We start from the raw sequence: 21671 nt of genomic DNA, 5'->3' as shown, positions 1-21671 counted from the left end.
CCCGTCTCCGATCCCGAGCTTCCGCACCATGTCCTCCGCAGGCCCGACCGCCCCTCCCACCCCGACGCCCGACGATGCCACCCCGGCGCGCCAGGACTTCATCCGCCAGATCGTCCGCGAGGACCTGGCCAGCGGAAAGCACGCGTCGGTCCGCACCCGTTTTCCGCCGGAGCCCAACGGCTACCTGCACATCGGCCACGCCAAGGCGATCTGCCTGGACTTCGGCATCGCCGCCGAGTTCGGCGGCCGCTGCAACCTGCGTTTCGACGACACCAACCCGGAGAAGGAGGACCTGTCCTTCGTCCGCGCGATCGAGGACGACGTGCGCTGGCTCGGTTTCGACTGGGCCGAGCTGCGCCACGCCTCGGACTATTTCGAGGTCTACTACCTCGCCGCCGAGAAGCTGATCGAGCAGGGCGATGCCTTCGTCTGCGACCTGACCGCCGAGCAGGTGCGCGAATACCGCGGCACGCTGACCGAACCGGGCCGCAATTCGCCGTACCGCGACCGCAGCGTCGAGGAAAACCTCGACCTGTTCCGGCGCATGCGCGCCGGCGAGTTCAGCGACGGCACCCGCACGCTGCGGGCGAAGATCGACATGGCCAGCGGCAACATGAACCTGCGCGACCCGGCCTTGTACCGGATCAAGACCGTCGCCCACCAGAACACCGGCGACGCCTGGCCGATCTACCCGATGTACGACTTCGCGCACGCGCTCGGCGATGCGATCGAGGGCATCACCCATTCGCTGTGCACGCTGGAATTCGAGGACCACCGCCCGCTGTACGACTGGTGCGTGGACCGGGTCGACCTGGCCGGCAATCCGGACCTGCTGGCCCCGCTGCTGGCCCGCGGCCTGCCGCGGGAAGCCGACCGACCGCGCCAGATCGAGTTCTCGCGGCTGAACATCAACTACACCGTGATGAGCAAGCGCAAGCTGACCCAGCTGGTCGCCGAAGGCCTGGTCGACGGCTGGGACGACCCGCGCATGTACACCCTGCAGGGCCTGCGCCGGCGCGGCTACACGCCGGCCAGCCTGCGGCTGCTGGTCGACCGCGTCGGCATCAGCAAGCAGAACTCGGTCATCGACTTCTCGGTGCTGGAAGGCGCGCTACGCGACGACCTGGACGCGCGCGCGCCGCGGCGCATGGCGGTGGTCAACCCGCTGAAGCTGGTGCTGACCAACCTGCCCGAGGGCCACGCCGAGACCCTGACCTTCCCCAACCACCCCAAGGACGCGGCCCAGGGCACGCGCGAGGCGCCGTTCTCGCGCCAGCTGTGGATCGAGCGCGACGACTTCGCCGAAGTGCCGCCGAAGGGCTGGAAGCGGCTGGTGCCGGGCGGCGAAGTGCGCCTGCGCGGGGCCGGCATCGTGCGCGTGGACGAGGTGGTCAAGGACGACACCGGCGCGATCGTCGAACTGCAGGGCACGCTCGATCCGGAATCGCGCCCGGGCATGGACGGCGCCAACCGCAAGGTCAAGGGCACGATCCACTGGGTCAGCGCCGCGCATGCGGTCGAGGCCGAGGTGCGGCTCTACGACCGCCTGTTCCTGGTCGAGAAGCCGGACGACGAATCGACCGGCAAGACCTACCGCGACCACCTGAACCCCGATTCGAAGCGCAGCGTCACCGGCTACGTGGAGCCGGCCGCGGCCGGCGCGGCGCCCGAGCAGTCGTTCCAGTTCGAGCGCCTGGGCTACTTCGTCGCCGACCGCTACGACCATACCCCGGCCGCGCCGGTGTTCAACCGCAGCGTGACCCTGCGCGACACCTGGGCGGCGTCGGCCTGAGCCCCTGTCCGCGATCCTGCCGCGCTTGCCGGACGGCGCGCGGGCCCGGCGCCGGCGCGCCATCCGCGCCGGCGGTACCATGCCCGCCATGAACCGACGTCTGCCCGACCTGCTCTCCCGCCTGCTGCCGCTGGCACTGCTGCTGGCGCTGGCCGCCTGCACCGCACCGGCACCGGTGGCCGGCGATGCCGCCCCCGCGCCACCGGGCGCCGATGCGGCGGCCGCGCCGGGTCCGGCACTGGACCGCAGTTGCCGCGTCGACAGCGACTGCGCGGTCAAGAACGTCGGCAACTGCTGCGGCTACCAGCCGGCCTGCGTCAACGCCGCGGCCGAGCCCGACCCGGCCGCGGTGCAGGCCGACTGCGCCCGGCGCGGCATGGCCGGCGTCTGCGGCTTCGTCGACATCGAGGCCTGCAGCTGCGTCGCCTCGCGCTGCGAGCCGGCCGACGGCGGCCGCCTGCTGCGCTGACGCCGCGCGTCCCACCCCACGATCGCCCAGTTTCCCGACAAGCCAGATCCGCAACCCAAGGTTTCCGATTCCGATGCTGTACGCCCAGGTCCACCTGACCCTGCCCGCCTGGGTCCAGGAACGCGTCGACACCGCGCGCGACTACCCCGGCGATGCCGACAAGGTCGCGCTGGCGATCGAACTCTCGCGGGTCAATGTCGAGGCGCAGAGCGGCGGCCCGTTCGGTGCGGCGGTATTCGGGCCCGACGACCGCATCATCGCCGTCGGCGTGAACCGGGTGCTGCCGCACGCCTGCTCGGTCGCGCACGCCGAGACCATGGCCTACATGCTGGCGCAGCAGCGCCTGCAGACGCCGCGGCTCAACGAATACGGCGGGCCGATCACCCTGGCGACCTCGTCGCAGCCGTGCTGCATGTGCTACGGCGCGACCGTCTGGGCCGGCATCGACCGGCTGCTGATCGGTGCACGCGCCGAGGACGTCGAGGCGCTGACCCCGTTCGACGAGGGCCCATTGCCCGAGGACTGGGTCGGCGCGCTGCAGCAGCGCGGCATCGAAGTGGTCCGCGACATCCGGCGCGAAGCGGCGCGCGCGGTGCTGCGCAGCTATGGCGAGACCGACGGCGGGAAGTACTGACATGGGCGCAACCGACCCCCGGCCGGACGACATGCCGGTCCCGTTCCAGCCGGTCAGCGGCCTGCTGTGCTACTGCCGGCCCGGGTTCGAGCCGGACCTGGCCGCGGAACTGGCCGAACGCGCCGCCGGCGTGCACGTGGCCGGCTATCCGCAGACCAACCGCAACGACGGCTACGTGCTGTTCCATTCCGACAACGGCCCGTCGCTGACCCACGAACTGCCGTTCCGCGAACTGGTGTTCGCACGGCAGAAGCTGATGCTGCTGGCCGAACTGCGCGAGCTCGACCCGAAGGACCGCATCGCGCCGATCTTCGCCGCGCTCGCCGGCCGCGGACGCCATGGCGAACTGCTGGTCGAACACCCGGATTCGGACGACGGCAAGCAACTCGCGGGCCTGGCGCGCAGCTTCGGCAACGCGCTGCGCCCGGCGCTGCGCAAGCGTGGCTTCCTCAGCCAGAAGGACGATCCGCGCTTCCCGCGCCTGCACGTGTTCTTCGTCTCGGGCACGCACGCGTTCCTGGCCCAGTCGACCGTCGGCGACAGCGCACCGTGGCCGCTGGGCATCCCGCGGCTGCGCGTGCACGCCGATGCGCCGTCGCGCTCGGCGCTGAAGCTGGAGGAGGCGTTCCTGGTGCTGCTGACCGAGCGCGAACGCAAGGCCCGGCTGCAACCGGGCATGCGGGCGGCAGACCTGGGCGCCGCGCCCGGCGGCTGGACCTGGGTGCTGACCCGCCAGCACATGCGCGTGGTCGCGGTCGACAACGGCCCGCTGCAGGCCGCGCTGCACGACACCGGCCTGGTCGACCACCAGCGCGAGGACGGCTTCCGCTGGAAGCCCGACGGCACGCTCGACTGGATGGTCTGCGACATGGTCGAGCAGCCGCGCCGGGTCGCCGAGCGCATGGCGACGTGGTTTCGCGAAGGCTGGTGCCGCAACGCGATCTTCAACCTCAAGCTGCCGATGAAGAAGCGCTGGCAGGAAACCCTGCTGGCGCTGGACCTGTTCGCGGAGCAGGCCGGCGCGCACGATACCCTGACGATCCGCGCGCGCCAGCTGTACCACGACCGCGAGGAAATCACGGTCTACGCCAGCATCGAATAACGCATCACGGAGCCGCCCATGGCCGCAGCCTGGATCACCGTCGTCGCCCCCTACCTGCCCGAGATCGTGCGCCTGGCGCGGCCGATCTTCACCCGCATGCCGCCGCAGGTCGATATCGGCCAGCAGCGCCGGATCGACGTGATCGAGGCGCAGATCGGCGAGCTGCAGGATGCCGCGAGCCAGAACGCCGATTCGATCGGCAAGCTGGCCGCCGACATGCAGCAGACGATGCAGGCGCTGCAGCTCGGCGCCGAACGGCTGGAACGGCGGCTGGTGCTGTCGAACCGGCTCGCGATCGCGGCCGCGACCGCCGCGGCGCTGGCCTTCGCCGTCGCCGCGTACGCCCTGGCGAACTGAGACCCCGCGTTCCCGGCGACGGCGCGGCCCGCGCCGCGCATACTTCGCACCGCCCCTGTTCCGGACTCCCGATGGCTTCCAGCCTGCTCGCGCTGCTCGACGATATCGCCACCGTGCTCGACGACGTCTCGGTGATGACCAAGGTGGCGGCGAAGAAGACCGCCGGCGTGCTCGGCGACGACCTGGCGCTGAACGCGCAGCAGGTCACCGGGGTCAAGGCCGACCGCGAACTGCCGGTGGTCTGGGCGGTCGCGAAGGGTTCGATCCGCAACAAGCTGATCCTGGTGCCGGCGGCGCTGGCGATCAGCGCGTTCCTGCCCTGGCTGGTGACGCCGCTGCTGATGGTCGGCGGCCTGTTCCTCTGCTACGAGGGCTTCGAGAAGCTCGCCCACCGGCTGCTGCACGGCAGGGAAGACGAGGCGGCGAAAGCCGCGCGCATCGCCGCGCTCGCCGGGCCCGACGTCGACCCGGTGGCCTTCGAGAAGGACAAGATCAGGGGCGCGGTGCGCACCGACCTGATCCTGTCGGGCGAGATCATCGCCATCACGCTCGGCACCGTCGCCGGCCACCCCTTCGCCACCCAGCTGGCGGTGCTGAGCGGCATTTCGGCCCTGATGACGGCAGGCGTCTACGGACTGGTCGCCGGCATCGTCAAGCTCGACGATGGCGGCCTCTATCTGAGCCGGCGCCCGTCCACCATCGCGCGCGGCATCGGCCGCGGCATCCTGCGCATGGCGCCGTGGCTGATGAAAACGCTGTCGGTCGTGGGCACCGCGGCGATGTTCCTGGTCGGCGGCGGCATCCTGACCCACGGCCTCCACGACGTGGCGACGTGGATCCAGGAAACCGCGACCGGGCTCGGCGCGTTGCCGACCGTCGGCACGGTGCTGGGCGCGCTGGCGCCGACCGTCATCAACGGCGTCGTCGGCATCGCCGCCGGCGGCCTGGTGGTCGGCGCGGTGGCGCTGCTGCGGCGGTTGCGCGGCAAGTAGGGCGGCGCCTGCGCCGCCGCACCCGGCGCAGGGACCTTTCCGTACGGCAAGCGCCGCGCCACGACGTACGGCGGAATGGCATTCCGCCATTGGCGCGCCGCGCCGGCGATCTATCCCGGCGACCCGCCCGCCGCCCACCGGCCCAGCAGGCGGTTCAGCGGCGCCACCGCCTGCGCGATGCCGAAGGCGTGGCTGCGCAACAGCGTCAGCGCAGGATCGTCGTTGGAGAACACCCGGTTGATGCCGTCGAAGGCATGCGCGGCGATCGTGTTCTCGCTGCGCCGCGTGCGCGCCCAGCACGCCAGCCGCTGCAGACTGTCCCACGCGGTGCCGCGCCGGCGTGCGTCGGCGATCGTCGCGGCCAGCCCGGCGACGTCGCGCAGGCCCAGGTTCACACCCTGCCCGGCCAGCGGATGCACCACGTGCGCCGCATCGCCGACCAGCAGCACGCGGCCCGACAGCTGGGTGTCGCTGAGCTGGCGGCGCAGCGGAAACGCGACCCGCGGCGACACCGGCACGATCGCGCCGAGCCTGGCATCGGACGCGCGGGTGACCGCTGCCGCGAACGCCGCGTCGTCGAGCGCGCAGATGCGCTGCGCCTCGTCGGCCGGCAACGTCCACACGATCGAACAGCCGCCGTCGCCGCACGGCAGCAGGGCCAGCGGCCCGGTCGGCAGGAAGCGCTGCCATGCGGTGTCCCCATGTGGATCCGCGCTGCGCACGTAACAGACCACGCCACGCTGCGCATGGTCGTGCGCCCGCGTGCCGATGCCGGCAAGCCGCCGCAGCGCGGACCCGCCGCCATCGGCGGCGACCGCCAGCCCTGCCTCGATCCGGCCACCGCCCTCCAGGCGCAGGGTGATGCCGTCGGCATCGTTGTCGAGCGCTTCGATCCGGGCCGGGCTGCGGACCTCGACCCCGGAGCGCGCCAGTTGCGCCCACAGGCGGTCGACCAGCAGGCCGTGCTCGACGATCCAGCCGAGTTCGCGCAGGCCAAGCGCGTCGGCATCGAACGCCAGTTCGCTGCCGCCGGCCGCATCCCAGACCCGCATGCGCCGGTACGGGTGCGCCCGCGCGCCGCGCACCGCGTCCCACGCGCCGACACCGTGCAGCAACGTGGCGTTGTCGGGTGCGAAGGCATAGACGCGCAGGTCCGGCGCCGCCGCCGACCAGGCCGCCGGCGGCTGCGCCTCGACCAGCACGACATCCAGGTCCTCGGCGGCCAACGCCAGCGCACAGGCCGCGCCGACCACGCCACCGCCGACGACCGCCACATCCCGACGCCCGCGCCGGTTCATGCGGCCACTCCGCGGCACAGAGCCGGCACGTCGCCGCGATAGCCCATCGCGCCGCCGGCCAGCAGCGCCTGCAAGCCGGCGTCCCGGTCGATCGCCAGCAGGCCCAGGCTGCGCAGCGGCCGCAGCAGCGGCGACGGATTCGCGCTCAGGCGCGCCAGGCCGTCGGAGAAAGCCAGGGTCCGCGCGCGGTCCTCGCGGCGGCGCGCGGCGTAGGCATCCAGCAGCGCCGGCGCGCCAGGGTCGCTCGCGTCTGCCACCAGTTCGGCGAGGGTCAGCGCGTCGCGCAGGCCGAGGTTGAAGCCCTGGGCACCGATGGGATGCAGCGACTGCGCGGCATTGCCGACCAGCACGGTGCGCGTGCCGACGGTATCGTCGGCGACCACCCGCCGCGCCGGGTGGCTGCTGCGTGGCCCGACCCCGAGGAAACGACCGGCGCGCCAGCCGAACACCGACTGCAGGCGGGCGAGGAAGGGCGCGTCGTCGAGGGCCTCCACCGCTGCGGCGGCATCGGCATCGACACCGTGCACGATGCCGTAATGGCGGTCGCCACGCGGCAGCAGGGCCGTCGGCCCGTGGTCGGTCAAGCGCTCGAACGCGCGTCCGTCGGGTGCGCGTTCGGGCCGGACGCGGGCGATGAACAGCCGCTGGCGGTAGTCGTGCACCTGCGCGCCGATCCCCAGCGCGGCGCGGACCGCGCTGTCGGCGCCGTCCGCGCCGACCACCAGTCGCGCCTGCAACAGGCGTTCGCCGTCGGGACCCGCGATGCGGATGCCGCGCCGGCCGGCGGCGTCCCCGAATCCGATAAAGCGCGCCGGCCGGTAGCGGGTCAGGCGGGTCAGCTCGCCGAGCCGCGCCTCCAGCGCATCGCCGAAATCGCGCGCGACCACCACCTGGCCGAAACTGTCGCGGCCATAGCCCGCCGCATCGAGCCCTACCCGGCCGAAGTCGCCGGCGCGGCTGATGTGGATCTGCCGGATCGGCCCGGCCGGCACTTGCAGCTTCTGCAGGATGCCGAGCGCGGTCAGCGCGTTGACCGTCGCCTCGGCGAAACTGAGGTTGCGCTGGTCGAACACCGCCGGCATCGCGCCCGGCGGCGTCGCCTCGACCAGCGCGGTGTCGATGCCGGCCCGGTCCAGCGCGACTGCCAGGCTGGCCCCGACCAGTCCGCCGCCGACAATCACGACCTCGTGCCCGCCACTGTGCTGTGCGTTCGTCATGGCCGCCATGATAGCGGTCCGCGCACGGTGCCCATGCGCCCTTGCGCTATCCTGCATGCAGCCCCAATCGAGCACATCCGCAGATGAGCCGCCCCGCGCCCGCTTTCCTCGCCCCCGGCCCGCTGCTGCTGGCCGCGCTGATCTTCGTCGCAGCGCTGACCCGACTGCTGCCGCATCCGCCGAACTTTTCTCCGGTCGCAGCCATCGCGCTGTTCGCGGGCGCCCATTTCGCATCCCGGCCGTGGGCATTCCTGGTGCCGCTGCTGGCGATGCTCGTCTCCGACCTCGTCCTCGCCGGCCTCCACGGCGGCCTGTACGCCAGCTGGTTCGCCAGTCCCGGCCCGTGGGTGGTGTACCTGTGCATCGCGCTGACCACCGCGCTCGGCTTCGGCATGCGCGGCCGGGCGGGACCCGGGCGCGTACTCGGCCATGCGCTGGCCGGCGCGCTGCTGTTCTTCACGATCACCAATTTCGCGGCCTGGCTGTTCCAGCCCGAACCCCTCTACCCGATGACCGGCACCGGCCTGGTCGCCGCCTACGTCGCCGGCATCCCGTTCTTCAAGTGGACGTTGGCGGCGACATTGCTCTATTCGGCGCTGCTGTTCGGCGGTTTCGGCATGCTCCGCCGGCATGCGCCGGCGCTCCGCGCCAGCACCGTCTGAGCCGCCTCGCCAGCGATGGGCAACCGCCTCTCGAAGATCTACACCCGCACCGGCGACGATGGTTCGACCGGCCTGGGCGATGGCACGCGGACCGGCAAGGACGCGCTGCGCGTCTGCGCCTATGGCACCGTCGACGAGGCCAGTTCGGCGATCGGACTGCTGCTGGCGGCCGCGCTGCCGGACGACATCCGCGCGCTGCTGACGACGGTCCAGCACCAGTTGTTCGATCTCGGTGGCGAACTGTGCATCCCCGGCCATTCGGCGATCGAGGACGCGGACGTCGCGCGCCTCGAACGGCAGTTGGACCATTACAACGACGCGCTGCCGCCGCTGCGGGAGTTCATCCTCCCCGGCGGCGGCGAGGCGGCCGCGCGCTGCCATGTCGCGCGGACGGTGGTGCGGCGCGCCGAACGCGAGACGGTGGCGCTGTCGCGCAGCGAAACCGTGCGCCCGCAGGCGGTCCGCTACCTCAACCGGCTGTCGGACCTGCTGTTCGTCCTCGCCCGCGTGCTGGCCCGCGCCAGCGGTCAGGGCGAGGTGTTGTGGCACCACACGCGCCGGAGCTGAGCCATGCACCATCCGATCCACTTCGGCGGCAATGATCGTGGCGTGGTGCCGGTGTTCTCGCACGCCAGCTGCCTCGACCACGACACCGGCCCGGACCATGTGGAACGCCCCGAGCGGCTGGCCGCCGTCATCGAGGCGCTGCGCGCGGCCTTCCCCGGACTCGAACTGCGCCAGGCACCGGCGGCGACGCGCGGCCAGCTGCTGCGCGTGCACGACGAATCGCTGCTGGCGACCGTGCTCGAATCGCATCCGAGCGGACGCATCCCGCTCGACAGCGACACCGTGCTGTCGCCGGGCTCGGCCCAGGCCGCGCTGCATGCCGCCGGCGCCGGCGTCGCCGCGGTCGACGCGGTGCTCAATGGCGACATACGCCGCGCGTTCTGCGCGGTCCGGCCGCCCGGCCACCACGCCACCGCATCGATCGCGATGGGCTTCTGCCTGTTCAACAACGTCGCCGTGGCCGCCGCGCACGCGCTCGAGCGCTATGGCCTGCCGCGGGTGTCGATCGTCGATTTCGACGTCCATCATGGCAATGGCACCCAGGCGATCTTCGACACCGAACCGCGCGTGCAGTACGTCAGTTCGCACCAGTTGCCGCTGTTTCCCGATACCGGCCTGCGGCTCGAACGCGGCCTGGGCAACATCGTCAACGCGCCGCTGCCGCCCGGCACCGGCAGCCGGCGTTTCTGCGAGGTGTGGCGCGAGCGGCTGCTGCCGGAACTCGACGCCTTCGCGCCGCAGCTGGTGCTGATCTCCGCCGGCTTCGACGCGCACTGGCGCGATCCGCTGGCGCAGATGCAGCTCGATGCCGAGGACTTCGCCTGGCTGACCGGCGAACTCGTGGCGCTTGCCAACCGGCATGCCGACGGCCGCATCGTCTCGACACTCGAAGGCGGCTACGACCTGCAGGCACTGCGCGAATGCAGCGTCGCGCACCTGCGGGCGCTGTCCACCGACTGAGTCCATCGACACCGCATCCACCGGCGGCCGTGCCGACCGGGCGGGCACGGATGCCGCCCGTTGCGCTCCCCGCTGCGCCCGTCCAGGCCCGTCGGCACCGGTCCCGCCAGCGGTGCAGGACCCGGTCGCGGCCATCCATTCATCTTCGGTCCGGTGAATGCGCGGACGGGTCTGCGTGCAGGCCCGCGCGATGTGAACGAATGGTGTCGACGCCGCATTGCCGCTGCACAAGGGATGCGGCATGCTGGCGCCCGTTTTCCGCCGAACGGAGCGCCCGTGCGCCCAGCCCTTCGCCTGCTCCCCCTTCCGTTCTGCATCGCCGCCTCGCTCGCCGCGCATGCCGACGAGGAACTCCGCCCCGGCTACTGGGCGCTGTGCCCGATCGAGGACGCAGTTCCGATGTTCGCCGATGCGCAGGCGCCGGTGGGGTCGGTCGAGGATCGCGAGAACCAGCCGACCGACATCGACGGCGACGCGTTCGCCGGCATCAGCGGCGAGAGCGCCAACGTCACCGGCGACGTCACCCTGCGACGCGGCGACCAGTTCCTGGGCACCGACAACCTGGATTACTCGCAGGAGGACGGCACCTTCGTCGCCAGCGGCAACGTGCGCTACCAGGACTCGGGCATGCGCGTGGTGGCGGACCGGCTGGAGGGCGACACGATCGCCGAGTCCTACCGCATGGACAACGTCCGCTACCAGCTGACCGCGCGCCGCGGCAACGGCGGTGCAGATGAGATCCGCATGGAAGGCTCGCAGGGCGCGCTGATGGGTTCGACCTATTCGACCTGCCCGCCGAGCGACCGCTGGTGGGAGCTCAAGGCCGGCCAGATCGACATCGACACCGACATGGGCATGGGCACCGCACGCAATGCGACGCTGCGCGTGGGCAAGGTGCCGGTGCTGTACGTGCCGTGGTTCCGCTTCCCGGTCGACGACCGCCGCCTGTCCGGCCTGCTGTATCCGCGGATTTCCTCGTCCGGGCGCAACGGTTTCGACTACACCCAGCCGGTCTACCTCAACCTGGCGCCGAACTACGACATGACGCTGGAGCCGCGCTGGATGAGCAAGCGTGGCGTCAGCCTAGCCACCGAGTTCCGCTATCTCAACAGCGGTGGACGGGGCGAGTTCGACCTCAACTACCTGCCGTCCGACCAGCTGACCCGCGACGACCGCGAGCTGGAACTGATCGAGGTGCCGATCGCCGAGAACCGGCGCAAGGACGACCGCGTGCTGTTCACCTACACCGGCCGGCAACGGGTCAACCGCAACTGGCAGGCGCGGGCGAACCTCACCTACATGAGCGATCCGCGCTACCTCGAGGACTTCAGCAACAACATCGACGGCATCTCGAGTATTTCGACGCGCAGCACGCTGGGCGTGTTTGGGCGCGGCCTGTACTGGAACGCGGCGATCGCCGCGGACTACTACCAGCTCACCGACTACACCCTCAACGAAAGCCGGCTGGCCTATCACCGCCTGCCCTATGCGCAGGTGAGCTGGGAACAGCCGGTCGGCAGCCTGTTCGTCGCCGGCGTCGACGCCGAGGCGACCCGCTTCAGCCACCTCGATTCGACCGCCAAGCCGGGGGGTGCGCGGGTCGACGTCAAACCGTACCTCAGCATGCCGCTGGAGGGCCCGAGCTGGTTCGTCCGCCCGACGCTGGCCTGGCGCTACACCGGCTACGACCTGTCGAAGGAACTCGCCGACCAGGTCGCGCGCACCAACAACCTGGCAGCCGCGAACGGCTCGCCCAGCCGCAGCCTGCCGATCGCCTCGATCGACGCCGGCCTGTTCTTCGACCGCAACACCCGCTTCCGCGGCGAGGATTACCTGCATACGCTCGAACCGCGCGTGTTCTTCCTGCACACGCCCTATCGCGACCAGTCGGACCTGCCGGTGTTCGATACCCGCGACCTGACGTTCAGCTGGGGCCAGCTGTTCCGCGACAACCGCTATTCCGGCGCCGACCGCCAGGCCGACGCCAACCAGATCACGATGGCGATGAGCACCCGCCTGATCCGCGAGTCGGACGGCCTGGAGAAGCTTTCGGTCAATGTCGGCCAGATCCTGTACCTGGACGACTCCCGCATCACCCTGCCGAACCGCGCACCGATCGAACGCGGCCGCTCGGCCTGGGTCACCGACGCGAACTATGCGGTCAACGACCGCTGGACCATCGGCGCCAGCTACCAGTGGGATCCCAAGACCCGTCAGGAGGACCTCGCGAGCCTGCGCACCCGCTACCTGATCGGCGACGAGGGCATCGCCAACTTCGCCTATCGCCGCCGCGGCGACCAGATCGAACAGGCCGACCTGTCGTTCCTGTACCCGGTCTCGCCGTCGTGGAGCCTGATCGGCCGTTATTACCATTCGTTCACGGACAACCGCATGCTCGAAGGCATCGCCGGCGTGCAGTGGGACAGCTGCTGCCTGGCCGCGCGCGTGGTCGCGCGCCGCTACCTGCGCAGCCGCCAGGGCGAGATGAACAACGCGATCATGTTCGAACTCGAGCTCAAGGGGCTGGGCGCTGCCGGCCCCGACACGGAGAGCCGCCTGCGCCGTGCTATTCTCGGCTATTACCGAGACGACCTCTATCTCGTGCCTCCGTCGGAGCTGCGTGGCAGCGACGACGATGACGACCTCGCCCCCGGCCTGACCCCATGAAGACACTCCTGCACACCCTCGCGGTCGCCGCGGCGCTGTTCGCCGCATCGGCCAATGCCCAGCAAGTCCAGCCGCTGGACCGCATCGCCGCGGTCGTCGACGAGGACATCATCCTGTCGAGCGAACTCGACCATGCGGTCGGCAACATCCTCGCCCAGTACGCGACCCGTCAGGACCAGCTGCCGCCGCGCGCGATCCTGGAGCGCCAGGTGCTCGAGCGCCTGATCCTGCTGAAGCTGCAGACCGCGCGCGCGCAGCAGACCGGCGTGAACGTCAGCGACGAGGAAGTCGACGCGGCCATCTCGTCGATCGCCCAGCAGAACAATTTCACGATGGACCAGCTGCGCCGGCAACTGGCCGGCGACGGCATGTCGTTCGATGCCTTCCGCGCCTCGCTGCGCGAGGAGCTGCTGATCCAGCGCATGCGCCAGCGTTTCGCGCAGACCCGCGTGTCGGTCAGCGACGCCGAGGTGGACGCCGCACTGGCCAGCCAGGCCAGTGGCGCGCAATATCGTCTCGCGCACATCCTCGTCGCCCTGCCCGAGGGTGCGACGCCGGAGCAGATCCAGACCGGCCAGCAGAAGATCGACGGCATCAAGGGCCTGATCGACCGCGACGAGATGGAATTCTCGGCGGCCGCCGTGCGCTATTCCGACAGCCCCAATGCGCTCGAGGGCGGCGACCTGGGCTGGCGCCGCACCGACGAAATCCCCGCGGCGTTCGCCTCGGCGATTACCACCCTGCAGCCCGGCCAGGTCATCGGCCCGATCCGCGGCCCCAGCGGTTTCCAGCTGCTGCAGCTGGTCGACGTCCGCGACGGCCAGACCGGTGGCGGCCAGGTGACCCAGTACCAGGCGCGCCACATCCTGATCCGCGCCCCGGCCGGGGAGGACAGCGAGGCCCGCGCCCGCATCGACGGCCTGCGGGCGCGCATCGCCGGCGGCGCCGATTTCGCCGAGATCGCCAGCGAGACGTCCGAGGACGCCAGCAGCAAGGACAATGGCGGCGACCTGGGCTGGTTCACCCAGGACGAGTTCGGTCCCGAGTTCGGCGGCCAGGTCGCGGCGCTGTCCGATGGCGAAGTGTCGGCGCCGTTCCGCACCCAGGCCGGCTGGCACATCGTCCAGCGCACCGGTTCGCGCCAGTCCAGTGCCAGCGACAGCAACCAGCGCGCGCAGATCCGCGAGTCGATCGGCCAGCGCAAGCTCGAGGAAGAGTGGGACCGCTACGTCCGCGAACTGCGCAGCGAGGCCTACGTCAGCATCCGCACCGGCGTGGACGCGGACCCGGACGTCGCGCCCGGGGCCAGCGGAGGCTGACATGCCGCGTCCCAGGCTGGCGCTGGTCCCGGGCGAACCGGCCGGCGTCGGTCCCGAACTGTGCGTGCGCGCCGCATGCCGCCAGTGGGATGCCGACCTGGTGGCGATCGGCGACGCCGCGACGCTGCGGCGCGCGGCCGCCGCGATCGACCTGCCGCTGGTCCTCGTCGACGCCGAGGCCACCGATGTCCCGCCCGGCACCCTGCGCCTGATCGAATTTCCGCACGCCCGCCTGCCCGAATTCGGGGAACCGGCCCCGGACAACGCACGCAGTATCGTCGACGGCCTGCTGCATGCGGCCGCGGGCTGTCGTCAGGGCCGCTTCGACGGCATGGTCACCGGCCCGGTGCACAAGGCCGCGATCAACGCCGGTGGCATCGCCTACTCCGGCACCACCGAGTTGTTGGCCGAAGACGCCGGCTGCGACGTCGTCATGATGCTGGCCAACCCGACGCTGCGGGTCGCGCTGGCGACGACCCACCTGCCCCTGCGCGCGGTCCCCGATGCGATCACCACACCGCTGCTCGAACGTGTCCTGCAGATCCTCGACCACGCCCTGCGCGAGGATTTCGGCATTACCGCGCCGGCGATCGCGGTGCTGGGGCTGAACCCGCACGCCGGCGAGAACGGGCACCTGGGCCATGAAGAAGACGCCATCATCGCACCGCTGCTCTCGCGCCTGCGCGGGACCGGGATGACGCTGGACGGCCCGTTGCCCGCCGACACCGCGTTCCTGCCGGCGCGGTTGGCCGGCATCGACGCGGTGCTGGCGATGTATCACGACCAGGGCCTGCCGGTACTCAAGTACAGCGGCTTCGAGTCGGCGGTGAACCTGACCCTGGGCCTGCCCTATCCGCGCGTGGCCGTCGACCATGGCACCGCCCTCGATCTGGCGGGCAGCGGCCGCGCCGATCCGTCGAGCCTGTTCGCGGCGATCGCCCAGTGCACGGCGCTGGCCCGGCAACGCATGCGGCGCAGCCAAGGCATGGCGCAATGACCCGGCCGCCCCCACGCAATGCGCCGTCGCCGGACCGGTTCAGCGAGCCACCGAAGAAGTCCCTCGGCCAGAATTTCCTGCACGAGCGCGGCGTCATCGACCGGATCGTGCTGGCGATCGCGCCGCGACCGAGCGACCGTCTGGTCGAGATCGGTCCGGGCCAGGGCGCGCTGACCTTCCCACTGCTCGACCGCCACGGCGCGCTGACCGCGATCGAGTTCGACCGCGACCTGCTGGCGCCGCTGGCGGCGCAGGCGGCCGCGCACGGCGAACTCACGCTGGTGCACGCCAACGTGCTCGACGTCGACCTGACCGCGCTGGCCGCGGGGGCGCCGATCCGGCTGGTCGGCAACCTGCCCTACAACCTGTCGTCGCCAATCCTGTTCCACGCGCTGGACCATGCGGCGGTCATCACCGACATGCACTTCATGCTGCAGAAGGAGGTCGTCGAACGCATGGCCGCCGGTCCCGGCAGCAAGGTCTACGGCCGGCTCAGCGTCATGCTGCAGGCCTGGTGCGAGGTCACCGCGCTGTTCACCGTCGGCCCCGGCGCGTTCAAGCCGCCGCCAAAGGTCGACTCGGCGGTCGTACGTCTGCGGCCGCGCGCGCCGGAGACGATCGGCATCGACGATCCGGTGCGCTTTTCCGGCATCGTCCGCGCCGCGTTCGGACAGCGCCGCAAGACCCTGCGCAACGCGCTGGGCCAGGTCTGCGACGAGGCGACGATCCGCGCCGCCGGCATCGACCCGCAACTGCGCGCCGAGCAGCTGGCGGTCGCTGATTTCGTGCGCCTGGCCAACCAGCCGCCGGCGGCGTAGTCGAAGCATTCACCCGCTGCGTTTACACTGGCCGCACATGGACGAGACCGCCGACTACACCCTGGAAATCCAGATCGCCACCCGCTTCCTCGACGACGAATCGGTGCCGGACGACGATCGCTACGTGTTCGCCTACACGATCCGCATCCGCAACATCGGGCAACGGCCGGCGCAGCTGCTCGCGCGCCACTGGATCATCACCGACGCCAACGGCAAGGTCGAGGAAGTGCGCGGCGACGGCGTGGTCGGCGAACAGCCGCGGATCGAACCCGGCGAGGCGTTCACCTACACCTCCGGCGCCGTGCTGGAAACCCCGGTCGGCACGATGCAGGGCAGCTACGACATGCTCGGCGACGACGGCGCCCAGTTCGAGGCGCCGATCCCGCCGTTCACGCTGTCGATCCCGAGAACGCTGCACTGATGGCGATCTGGGCGATCGGCGATCTGCAGGGCTGCTACGACCCCACGCAACGGCTGCTGGAGGCGATCCGCTTCGACCCGGCGGTGGACCGACTGTGGTTCTGCGGCGACCTGGTCAACCGCGGCGGCCAGTCGGTGGAAACGCTGCGGCTGGTGCATTCGCTGCGCGACAACGTCGTCAGCGTGCTCGGCAACCACGACCTGTCGCTGCTGGCGATCGCCGAGCGCCGCGAGGAGGACCAGCGCAAGGTCAATGCCGACCTGCGCGGCGTGCTGTTCGCGCACGACCGCGACGTGCTGCTGGACTGGTTGCGTGGCTGCCCGCTGCTGCATGTCGACCGCGCGCTGGGCTGGATGATGCTGCACGCCGGCCTGGCGCCGCAGTGGACCACGCAACTGGCCGAGCAGCATGCCGCCGAGGTCGAGCGCAAGCTGCGCGGCAACGGCTACCGCAAGCTGCTGAAGAACATGTACGGCGACCGCCCGGCGTGGTCGCCGCGGCTGACCGGCCCGGACCGCGACCGCGCGATCATCAACCTGTTCACGCGCATGCGCTACTGCGCGCCGCGCGGCCGCATCGCGTTCGAGGAAAAGGGCGCCCCGGGCACCCAGCAGGCCGGCCTGTATCCGTGGTTCGAGGTCCCCGGCCGCGCCGAGCGCGACCTGAAGATCGTCTGCGGACACTGGTCCACGCTCGGCCTGTTCATCGGCCTGGGCGTGCATGCGCTCGACACCGGCGCGGTCTGGGGCGGCAAGCTGACCGCGCTGCAGCTCGACGCCGAGACGCTGCGCATCGTGCAGGTCCCCGGCCGCGACGTGCCGCCACCGGCGAAGTGACCCGCTCGCAGCGCCCGGGACCTCACAGCGTCGGGGGCGTCGCCCCGGCCTGCGCCCGCCGCGCTTTTCCGGGCGCGGCAAGGCATGCGGGCGTCAGCGACCGGAGTCGGGACCGGCCGTACGCAGGTAGTCGACGAACGTGAAGGCATGCGCATGGCGCGCATCCGCGGCATGGGCCTCGCGCGCGACTTCGCGCCATTGCGCGGGATCGAAGACGGGAAAGAACGCATCGGCATCGGCGACCGCGTCGTCGACGCGGGTCAGGTGCATGCGCGCGGCCCGCGGGAGCGCCAGCGCGTAGACTTCCCCGCCGCCGATCACGCACAACTCCGCGGCGCCCGCTTCGGCCGCAAGGGCAAGCGCCGCATCGAGCGAGGCCACCGCTTCCATGCCCTCGAACGGGATCCGGCCCGACCGCGTCAGCACGAGGTTGCGGCGCCCCGGCAACGCGCGTCCGATCGACTCGGCGGTCCTGCGGCCCATCAGCACCGGCTTGCCCAGCGTCAGCGCCTTGAAGCGCTTCAGGTCGTCGGGCAGGTGCCATAGCAGGGCGTTGTCGCGGCCGATCGCGCGATTGCGGTCCAGTGCCGCGACCAGCACGATGCAAGGAGTTCCGCGCTTTCCCGAATCACCAATCACGCTTTTCGCTCACACCGCGACCGGCGCCCGGATCGCCGGCGCCGGATCGTAGCCCTCGATCGCGATGTCCTCGTAGCGGAAACCGAACAGGTCGGTCACGTCCGGATTGAGGCGCAGCGTCGGCAACGCCCGCGGCGCCCGCGCCAGCTGCTCGCGCGCCTGTTCGAAATGGTTCGAGTACAGGTGCGCATCGCCGAGGGTATGCACGAAATCGCCGACGCCCAGCCCCGTCACCTGCGCAACCATGTGGGTCAGCAGCGCGTAGCTGGCGATGTTGAACGGCACGCCGAGGAAGATGTCGCCACTGCGCTGGTAGAGCTGGCAGCTGAGCCTGCCGTCCACCACGTAGAACTGGAACAGCGCATGGCAGGGCATCAGCGCCATGTCCGGCAGGTCGCCGACGTTCCACGCGCTGACCACCAGCCGGCGGGAATCGGGGTTGCGCCGGATCTCGTCGACCAGCCACTGCATCTGGTCGACCTCGCGGCCGTCGGCCGCGGTCCAGCGCCGCCACTGGCGGCCGTAGACCGGGCCCAGCTCGCCGTCGGCATCGGCCCACTCGTCCCAGATGCCGACCCTGTTCTCGCGCAGGTAGCCGATGTTGGTGTCGCCCTGCAGGAACCACAGCAGCTCGTGGATGATCGAGCGCAGGTGCAGCTTCTTGGTCGTGACCAGCGGGAATCCGGCGTTGAGGTCGTAGCGCATCTGCCAGCCGAACACGCTGCGCGTGCCGGTGCCGGTGCGGTCGGATTTCTCCGCGCCATGTTCGAGCACGTGCTGCAGCAGGTCGAGGTACTGCTTCATCGCGATCTCCGGGCAGACAGGGATGCGCCGCGCACCGGGCTCAGCCCGGCTTCGCGTCGGTGGCGGGCGGCGCCACCGGCTGCAGTGTCGGCGCAGTGCGCGCGCGCCACAACAGGAACAGGCCCAGCGCGACCAGCGGCAGCGACAGCACCTGGCCCATCGTCAGCCAGCCGAACGCCAGATAGCCGATGTCGGCATCGGGCACGCGCACGAACTCGACGAGGAAGCGGAACACGCCGTACAGCAGCGCGAACAGCCCCGACACCGCATAGCGCGGCCGCGGCTTGCGCGAGAACCACCACAGCACCACGAACATCACCAGCCCCTCGAGAAAGGCCTGGTAGAGCTGGGAGGGATGCCGCGCGAACTGGTCCAGCGCACCGCTGGCGAACTCGGCCTGCAGGTGCTCGGCCGACCAGCCGCGGAACGCGGGATCGGTCGGGAACACCACGCCCCAGCCGGCCTGGGTGTACTTGCCCCACAGCTCGGCGCCGATGTAGTTGCCGATCCGGCCCAGGCCCAGCCCCGGCGGCACCCACGGCGCCACGAAGTCCATGACGTCGAAGAAGTGCAGCCCGCGGCGCCGCGCCCACCACCACGCCACGACCAGCACGCCGAGCAGGCCGCCGTGGAAACTCATGCCGCCGTCCCAGACCTTGACCAGCATCAGCGGATTGGCGAGGAAGTCGCCGAATGCGTAGAACAGCACGTAGCCGATGCGTCCGCCCAGCACCACGCCGACGATGCCGTAGAACAGCAGGTCACCGAACTGTTCGGCATCCACGCCCGGCAGGCGGCCGGCGCGGATGCGGCTGCGGCCCAGCACCCAGGCGAGGGCGAACGCCAGCAGGTACATCAGCCCGTACCAGTGGATCGCAGGCTGGAACCCGCCGACCTGCGGCAGGTGGATCGCGACCGGATCGATCTGGTGGAGGATGATCATCGGATCAGCGCGGCATCGGATCGGTGGGCTCGTCGACCGGTGGCGTGCGCTCGCCGCGCAGGCGCATCGCGTTGCGCTTGGCCCACAGGTTCAGGATCTCGACGAAGGCCGAGAAGCCCATCGAGCCGTAGATGTAGCCCTTGGGAATGTGGACGCCGAAGCCGTCGAACAGCAGGTAGATGCCGATCAGCACGATGAAGGCCAGCGCCAGCATCTTCACTGTCGGGTTGGCGTCGATGAACTTGCCCAGCGGCTGCGCCGCCAGCAGCATCACCGAGACCGCGATCAGGATCGCGCAGACCATCACCGGCACGTAGTCGCCGGCCATGCCGACCGCGGCGATCACCGAATCGAGCGAGAACACGATGTCGATCACCGCGATCTGCGCGATCACCGTGCCGAACGAGGCGGTCGCCCTGCCCATGGCATGGCCTTCCTCGTGATCACCGCCCTTGAGCTGTTCGCGGATCTCCATCGCCCCCTTCACGACCAGGAACAGGCCGCCGAGGATCAGGATCAGGTCGCGCACCGAGATCCCGCGTCCGAACAGTTCGAACAAGGGATCGGTCAAACGCGCCAGCCACGCCAGCGTCAGCAGCAGGCCGATGCGGGTGATGCACGCGACCGCGATGCCGAACTTGCGCGCGAACTCCCGCCTCTCGACCGGCAGCTTGCCGACCGCGATCGAGATGAAGACAAGGTTGTCGATACCGAGCACGATCTCGATCGCGCTGAGGGTGATCAGCAGGATCCAGACCTGGGGGTCGGTCAGCAGTTCCATCATGGGAGACGCATCCTCGATTGATTCGTTGTTGTCACAGTTGCCACGCCGGGACGGGAGCCCGGCACGTTCATAACCAGCGGGGCAGCAATATCAGACTCCAGGTCGCCACCACGTTCACCATCAGCACGAACACCGCCGCCGAGCCCATGTCCTTGGCGCGACCGGCCAGCTCATGGTGCTCGGGGCCATAGCGCTCGATGATGGCCTCGATCGCGGAGTTCAGCAGTTCGGCCGCCAGCACCAGCAGGCAGCTGCCCAGCAGCAGCGCGCGCTCCACGCCCGTCTCGCCCAGCCACAGCGCCAGCGGTCCGACCAGGAGCAGCAGGTAGACCTCGAGCCGGAACGAGGACTCGTGCCACCACGCCGCCCGCAGCCCCTGCAGCGACCAGATCGTCGCCTTCAGCATCCGCGCGGGACCGCGCGGCAGATGACCGGTTTCGTCGCTCATCTGACCTGGCGCGCGGTGCAGGCGCGCGGAACGCTCGCTGACATGGAACAACCGGAAGGGAACGGCCCGGGCCGCGAACCGGGGATTTTGCCACATCCCGCCCATCGGCCACGTTTCGGCCGGTGGCATCGGTTTGCATTGCCGCGATCCGGCTGGTTCACTGGCCCCCGGCCTTTCCCGGGACCCTCCGATGTCGAACCTCCGCCTGCGCTGCTGCGCCGCCCCGCTGTTCGCCGCCCTGCTGGCCCTGGCCGGCTGCACCGGCACCGGCGTCGGACGCGCCATCGACACCCCGGAAGCCGTGGAGGCGCCGCTCGACCCGGTGTCGTCGCCGGACTGGGCCCGCGACATGGCGCGCTTCGCCGCCGAGGACGCGGCAACGCCGCCGCCGGAACGGCCGGTGGTGTTCACCGGCAGCTCGTCGGTCCGCATGTGGACGACGCTGGCGCAGGATTTCTCCGACGTGCCGGTGCTCAACCGCGGCTTCGGCGGCTCCCAGGTCCGCGACGCGGTCTGGTACGCCGACGAGATCGCCGTGCGCTACCGGCCGCGCCAGATCGTGCTCTATGCCGGCGACAACGACATCGACGCGGGACGGACGCCACAGCAGGTACTCGCCGACACCCGGGCCTTCGTCGCCCGCGTCCGCCGCGACCTGCCCGGTACCTCGATCGCCCTGCTGGCAATCAAGCCCAGCCCCTTGCGCGAGGGTTCGCTCGATGCCCAGCGCACGGCCAACGACGCGATCCGCGACTGGGCGGCAACGCAGAAGAACGTGGCCTTCATCGACGTCTTCACGCCGATGCTCGATGCCGACGGCAGGCCGCGCGGGTCGCTGTTCCTCGAGGACCGCCTGCACCTCAACGCCGATGGCTACGCGCTGTGGCGCGGCATCGTCGAACCCTATCTGGTGCGGTGAAGGCGCCTTCACCCCGCCCGAATGCG

23 protein-coding genes are annotated in these 21671 nt (G+C 70.7%); 16 read left to right on the top strand and 7 right to left on the bottom strand.

The window, feature by feature from the left end:
- Positions 1 to 28 precede the first annotated feature (28 nt).
- From LDO26_RS11940 to LDO26_RS11915, 6 genes are all read left to right on the top strand, one after another.
- On the top strand, positions 29 to 1792 hold the full coding sequence (locus tag LDO26_RS11940; RefSeq protein ID WP_232131321.1) for a glutamine--tRNA ligase/YqeY domain fusion protein: 1764 nt from the start codon (positions 29 to 31) through the stop codon (positions 1790 to 1792).
- Between the two features lie 88 nt (positions 1793 to 1880).
- Positions 1881 to 2261: a hypothetical protein gene (locus LDO26_RS11935; protein ID WP_232131320.1), complete on the top strand. Its 381-nt coding sequence runs from the start codon at positions 1881 to 1883 to the stop codon at positions 2259 to 2261.
- Positions 2262 to 2334: 73 nt separating this feature from the next.
- Positions 2335 to 2895: a nucleoside deaminase gene (locus tag LDO26_RS11930; RefSeq protein WP_232131319.1), complete on the top strand. Its 561-nt coding sequence runs from the start codon at positions 2335 to 2337 to the stop codon at positions 2893 to 2895.
- A 31-nt stretch (positions 2896 to 2926) separates the two neighbouring features.
- Positions 2927 to 3997, top strand: coding sequence for a 23S rRNA (cytidine(2498)-2'-O)-methyltransferase RlmM (gene rlmM / locus LDO26_RS11925; RefSeq protein ID WP_232131379.1), 1071 nt, complete (start codon positions 2927 to 2929; stop codon positions 3995 to 3997).
- 18 nt (positions 3998 to 4015) lie between these two features.
- Positions 4016 to 4354 carry a hypothetical protein gene (locus LDO26_RS11920; protein WP_232131318.1) on the top strand — a complete coding sequence of 113 codons (339 nt, stop codon included), beginning with the start codon at positions 4016 to 4018 and terminating at the stop codon, positions 4352 to 4354.
- 71 nt (positions 4355 to 4425) lie between these two features.
- Entirely contained in the window at positions 4426 to 5346 is a 921-nt protein-coding gene (locus LDO26_RS11915) for a DUF808 domain-containing protein (RefSeq protein WP_232131317.1), read from the top strand.
- A gap of 110 nt (positions 5347 to 5456) precedes the next feature.
- Here the strand turns inward: LDO26_RS11915 and LDO26_RS11910 are convergent, their stop codons facing one another.
- Positions 5457 to 6644: an FAD-dependent oxidoreductase gene (locus LDO26_RS11910; protein ID WP_232131316.1), complete on the bottom strand. Its 1188-nt coding sequence runs from the start codon at positions 6642 to 6644 to the stop codon at positions 5457 to 5459.
- On the bottom strand, positions 6641 to 7861 hold the full coding sequence (gene ubiH / locus LDO26_RS11905; RefSeq protein ID WP_232131315.1) for a 2-octaprenyl-6-methoxyphenyl hydroxylase: 1221 nt from the start codon (positions 7859 to 7861) through the stop codon (positions 6641 to 6643). The genes LDO26_RS11910 and ubiH overlap by 4 nt, the downstream gene beginning before the upstream one ends.
- Positions 7862 to 7944: 83 nt before the next feature.
- Between ubiH and LDO26_RS11900 the strand changes: the two genes are divergently transcribed.
- The 9 genes from LDO26_RS11900 (at position 7945) to LDO26_RS11860 (ending at position 17108) form a co-directional block, all read left to right on the top strand.
- On the top strand, positions 7945 to 8523 hold the full coding sequence (locus LDO26_RS11900; protein WP_232131314.1) for a DUF6580 family putative transport protein: 579 nt from the start codon (positions 7945 to 7947) through the stop codon (positions 8521 to 8523).
- Between the two features lie 15 nt (positions 8524 to 8538).
- Positions 8539 to 9090, top strand: coding sequence for a cob(I)yrinic acid a,c-diamide adenosyltransferase (locus LDO26_RS11895; protein ID WP_232131313.1), 552 nt, complete (start codon positions 8539 to 8541; stop codon positions 9088 to 9090).
- Between the two features lie 45 nt (positions 9091 to 9135).
- Positions 9136 to 10050, top strand: a complete 915-nt coding sequence (locus tag LDO26_RS11890) for a histone deacetylase family protein (protein ID WP_232131378.1) — start codon at positions 9136 to 9138, stop codon at positions 10048 to 10050.
- A gap of 276 nt (positions 10051 to 10326) precedes the next feature.
- On the top strand, positions 10327 to 12717 hold the full coding sequence (gene lptD, locus LDO26_RS11885; protein WP_435594076.1) for an LPS-assembly protein LptD: 2391 nt from the start codon (positions 10327 to 10329) through the stop codon (positions 12715 to 12717).
- Positions 12714 to 14036: a peptidylprolyl isomerase gene (locus LDO26_RS11880; protein ID WP_232131311.1), complete on the top strand. Its 1323-nt coding sequence runs from the start codon at positions 12714 to 12716 to the stop codon at positions 14034 to 14036. Before lptD ends, LDO26_RS11880 begins: the two co-directional genes overlap by 4 nt.
- Before the next feature lies 1 nt (position 14037).
- The gene (pdxA, locus tag LDO26_RS11875) at positions 14038 to 15033 is read left to right on the top strand and encodes a 4-hydroxythreonine-4-phosphate dehydrogenase PdxA (RefSeq protein WP_232131310.1); all 996 of its coding nucleotides are present in this window, start codon (positions 14038 to 14040) and stop codon (positions 15031 to 15033) included.
- Positions 15030 to 15851: a 16S rRNA (adenine(1518)-N(6)/adenine(1519)-N(6))-dimethyltransferase RsmA gene (rsmA, locus tag LDO26_RS11870; RefSeq protein ID WP_232131309.1), complete on the top strand. Its 822-nt coding sequence runs from the start codon at positions 15030 to 15032 to the stop codon at positions 15849 to 15851. The genes pdxA and rsmA overlap by 4 nt, the downstream gene beginning before the upstream one ends.
- 37 nt (positions 15852 to 15888) lie before the next feature.
- A complete protein-coding gene (gene apaG, locus LDO26_RS11865) occupies positions 15889 to 16272 on the top strand; it encodes a Co2+/Mg2+ efflux facilitator ApaG/CorD (RefSeq protein WP_232131308.1) in 384 nt (127 codons plus the stop codon).
- Positions 16272 to 17108 (top strand): symmetrical bis(5'-nucleosyl)-tetraphosphatase, encoded by an 837-nt coding sequence (locus tag LDO26_RS11860; RefSeq protein WP_232131307.1) that lies wholly within the window; start codon positions 16272 to 16274, stop codon positions 17106 to 17108. The genes apaG and LDO26_RS11860 overlap by 1 nt, the downstream gene beginning before the upstream one ends.
- Positions 17109 to 17201: 93 nt before the next feature.
- Here the strand turns inward: LDO26_RS11860 and LDO26_RS11855 are convergent, their stop codons facing one another.
- From LDO26_RS11855 to LDO26_RS11835, 5 genes are all read right to left on the bottom strand, one after another.
- Positions 17202 to 17711: a dihydrofolate reductase gene (locus LDO26_RS11855; protein ID WP_232131377.1), complete on the bottom strand. Its 510-nt coding sequence runs from the start codon at positions 17709 to 17711 to the stop codon at positions 17202 to 17204.
- A gap of 45 nt (positions 17712 to 17756) precedes the next feature.
- Positions 17757 to 18551 carry a thymidylate synthase gene (locus tag LDO26_RS11850; protein ID WP_232131306.1) on the bottom strand — a complete coding sequence of 265 codons (795 nt, stop codon included), beginning with the start codon at positions 18549 to 18551 and terminating at the stop codon, positions 17757 to 17759.
- A gap of 40 nt (positions 18552 to 18591) precedes the next feature.
- Positions 18592 to 19494: a prolipoprotein diacylglyceryl transferase gene (gene lgt / locus LDO26_RS11845; protein ID WP_232131305.1), complete on the bottom strand. Its 903-nt coding sequence runs from the start codon at positions 19492 to 19494 to the stop codon at positions 18592 to 18594.
- 4 nt (positions 19495 to 19498) lie between these two features.
- Positions 19499 to 20278 (bottom strand): TerC family protein, encoded by a 780-nt coding sequence (locus LDO26_RS11840; protein WP_232131304.1) that lies wholly within the window; start codon positions 20276 to 20278, stop codon positions 19499 to 19501.
- A 67-nt stretch (positions 20279 to 20345) separates the two neighbouring features.
- Positions 20346 to 20726 carry a diacylglycerol kinase gene (locus LDO26_RS11835; RefSeq protein ID WP_232131376.1) on the bottom strand — a complete coding sequence of 127 codons (381 nt, stop codon included), beginning with the start codon at positions 20724 to 20726 and terminating at the stop codon, positions 20346 to 20348.
- 190 nt (positions 20727 to 20916) lie between these two features.
- Here LDO26_RS11835 and LDO26_RS11830 point away from each other — a divergent pair, with 190 nt between their 5' ends.
- Complete coding sequence (locus LDO26_RS11830; RefSeq protein WP_232131303.1) at positions 20917 to 21645, top strand: SGNH/GDSL hydrolase family protein; 729 nt, start codon at positions 20917 to 20919, stop codon at positions 21643 to 21645.
- Positions 21646 to 21671 lie beyond the last annotated feature (26 nt).

The organism is Proluteimonas luteida (assembly GCF_021191695.1).
GTDB lineage: Bacteria > Pseudomonadota > Gammaproteobacteria > Xanthomonadales > Xanthomonadaceae > Luteimonas > Luteimonas luteida.
Note: the sequence above shows the minus strand (reverse complement) of the source record. Positions and strands in the feature narration are given on the sequence as shown.

Bases quoted from the DNA above. Each gene is read 5' to 3' on its own strand.
- LDO26_RS11940 (WP_232131321.1), top strand. From the start codon at position 29: ATGTCCTCCGCAGGCCCGACCGCCCCTCCCACCCCGACGCCCGACGAT.
- LDO26_RS11935 (WP_232131320.1), top strand. From the start codon at position 1,881: ATGAACCGACGTCTGCCCGACCTGCTCTCCCGCCTGCTGCCGCTGGCA.
- LDO26_RS11930 (WP_232131319.1), top strand. From the start codon at position 2,335: ATGCTGTACGCCCAGGTCCACCTGACCCTGCCCGCCTGGGTCCAGGAA.
- rlmM (WP_232131379.1), top strand. From the start codon at position 2,927: ATGCCGGTCCCGTTCCAGCCGGTCAGCGGCCTGCTGTGCTACTGCCGG.
- LDO26_RS11920 (WP_232131318.1), top strand. From the start codon at position 4,016: ATGGCCGCAGCCTGGATCACCGTCGTCGCCCCCTACCTGCCCGAGATC.
- LDO26_RS11915 (WP_232131317.1), top strand. From the start codon at position 4,426: ATGGCTTCCAGCCTGCTCGCGCTGCTCGACGATATCGCCACCGTGCTC.
- LDO26_RS11910 (WP_232131316.1), bottom strand. From the start codon at position 6,644: ATGAACCGGCGCGGGCGTCGGGATGTGGCGGTCGTCGGCGGTGGCGTG.
- ubiH (WP_232131315.1), bottom strand. From the start codon at position 7,861: ATGACGAACGCACAGCACAGTGGCGGGCACGAGGTCGTGATTGTCGGC.
- LDO26_RS11900 (WP_232131314.1), top strand. From the start codon at position 7,945: ATGAGCCGCCCCGCGCCCGCTTTCCTCGCCCCCGGCCCGCTGCTGCTG.
- LDO26_RS11895 (WP_232131313.1), top strand. From the start codon at position 8,539: ATGGGCAACCGCCTCTCGAAGATCTACACCCGCACCGGCGACGATGGT.
- LDO26_RS11880 (WP_232131311.1), top strand. From the start codon at position 12,714: ATGAAGACACTCCTGCACACCCTCGCGGTCGCCGCGGCGCTGTTCGCC.
- pdxA (WP_232131310.1), top strand. From the start codon at position 14,038: ATGCCGCGTCCCAGGCTGGCGCTGGTCCCGGGCGAACCGGCCGGCGTC.
- rsmA (WP_232131309.1), top strand. From the start codon at position 15,030: ATGACCCGGCCGCCCCCACGCAATGCGCCGTCGCCGGACCGGTTCAGC.
- apaG (WP_232131308.1), top strand. From the start codon at position 15,889: ATGGACGAGACCGCCGACTACACCCTGGAAATCCAGATCGCCACCCGC.
- LDO26_RS11860 (WP_232131307.1), top strand. From the start codon at position 16,272: ATGGCGATCTGGGCGATCGGCGATCTGCAGGGCTGCTACGACCCCACG.
- LDO26_RS11850 (WP_232131306.1), bottom strand. From the start codon at position 18,551: ATGAAGCAGTACCTCGACCTGCTGCAGCACGTGCTCGAACATGGCGCG.
- lgt (WP_232131305.1), bottom strand. From the start codon at position 19,494: ATGATCATCCTCCACCAGATCGATCCGGTCGCGATCCACCTGCCGCAG.
- LDO26_RS11840 (WP_232131304.1), bottom strand. From the start codon at position 20,278: ATGATGGAACTGCTGACCGACCCCCAGGTCTGGATCCTGCTGATCACC.
- LDO26_RS11835 (WP_232131376.1), bottom strand. From the start codon at position 20,726: ATGAGCGACGAAACCGGTCATCTGCCGCGCGGTCCCGCGCGGATGCTG.
- LDO26_RS11830 (WP_232131303.1), top strand. From the start codon at position 20,917: ATGTCGAACCTCCGCCTGCGCTGCTGCGCCGCCCCGCTGTTCGCCGCC.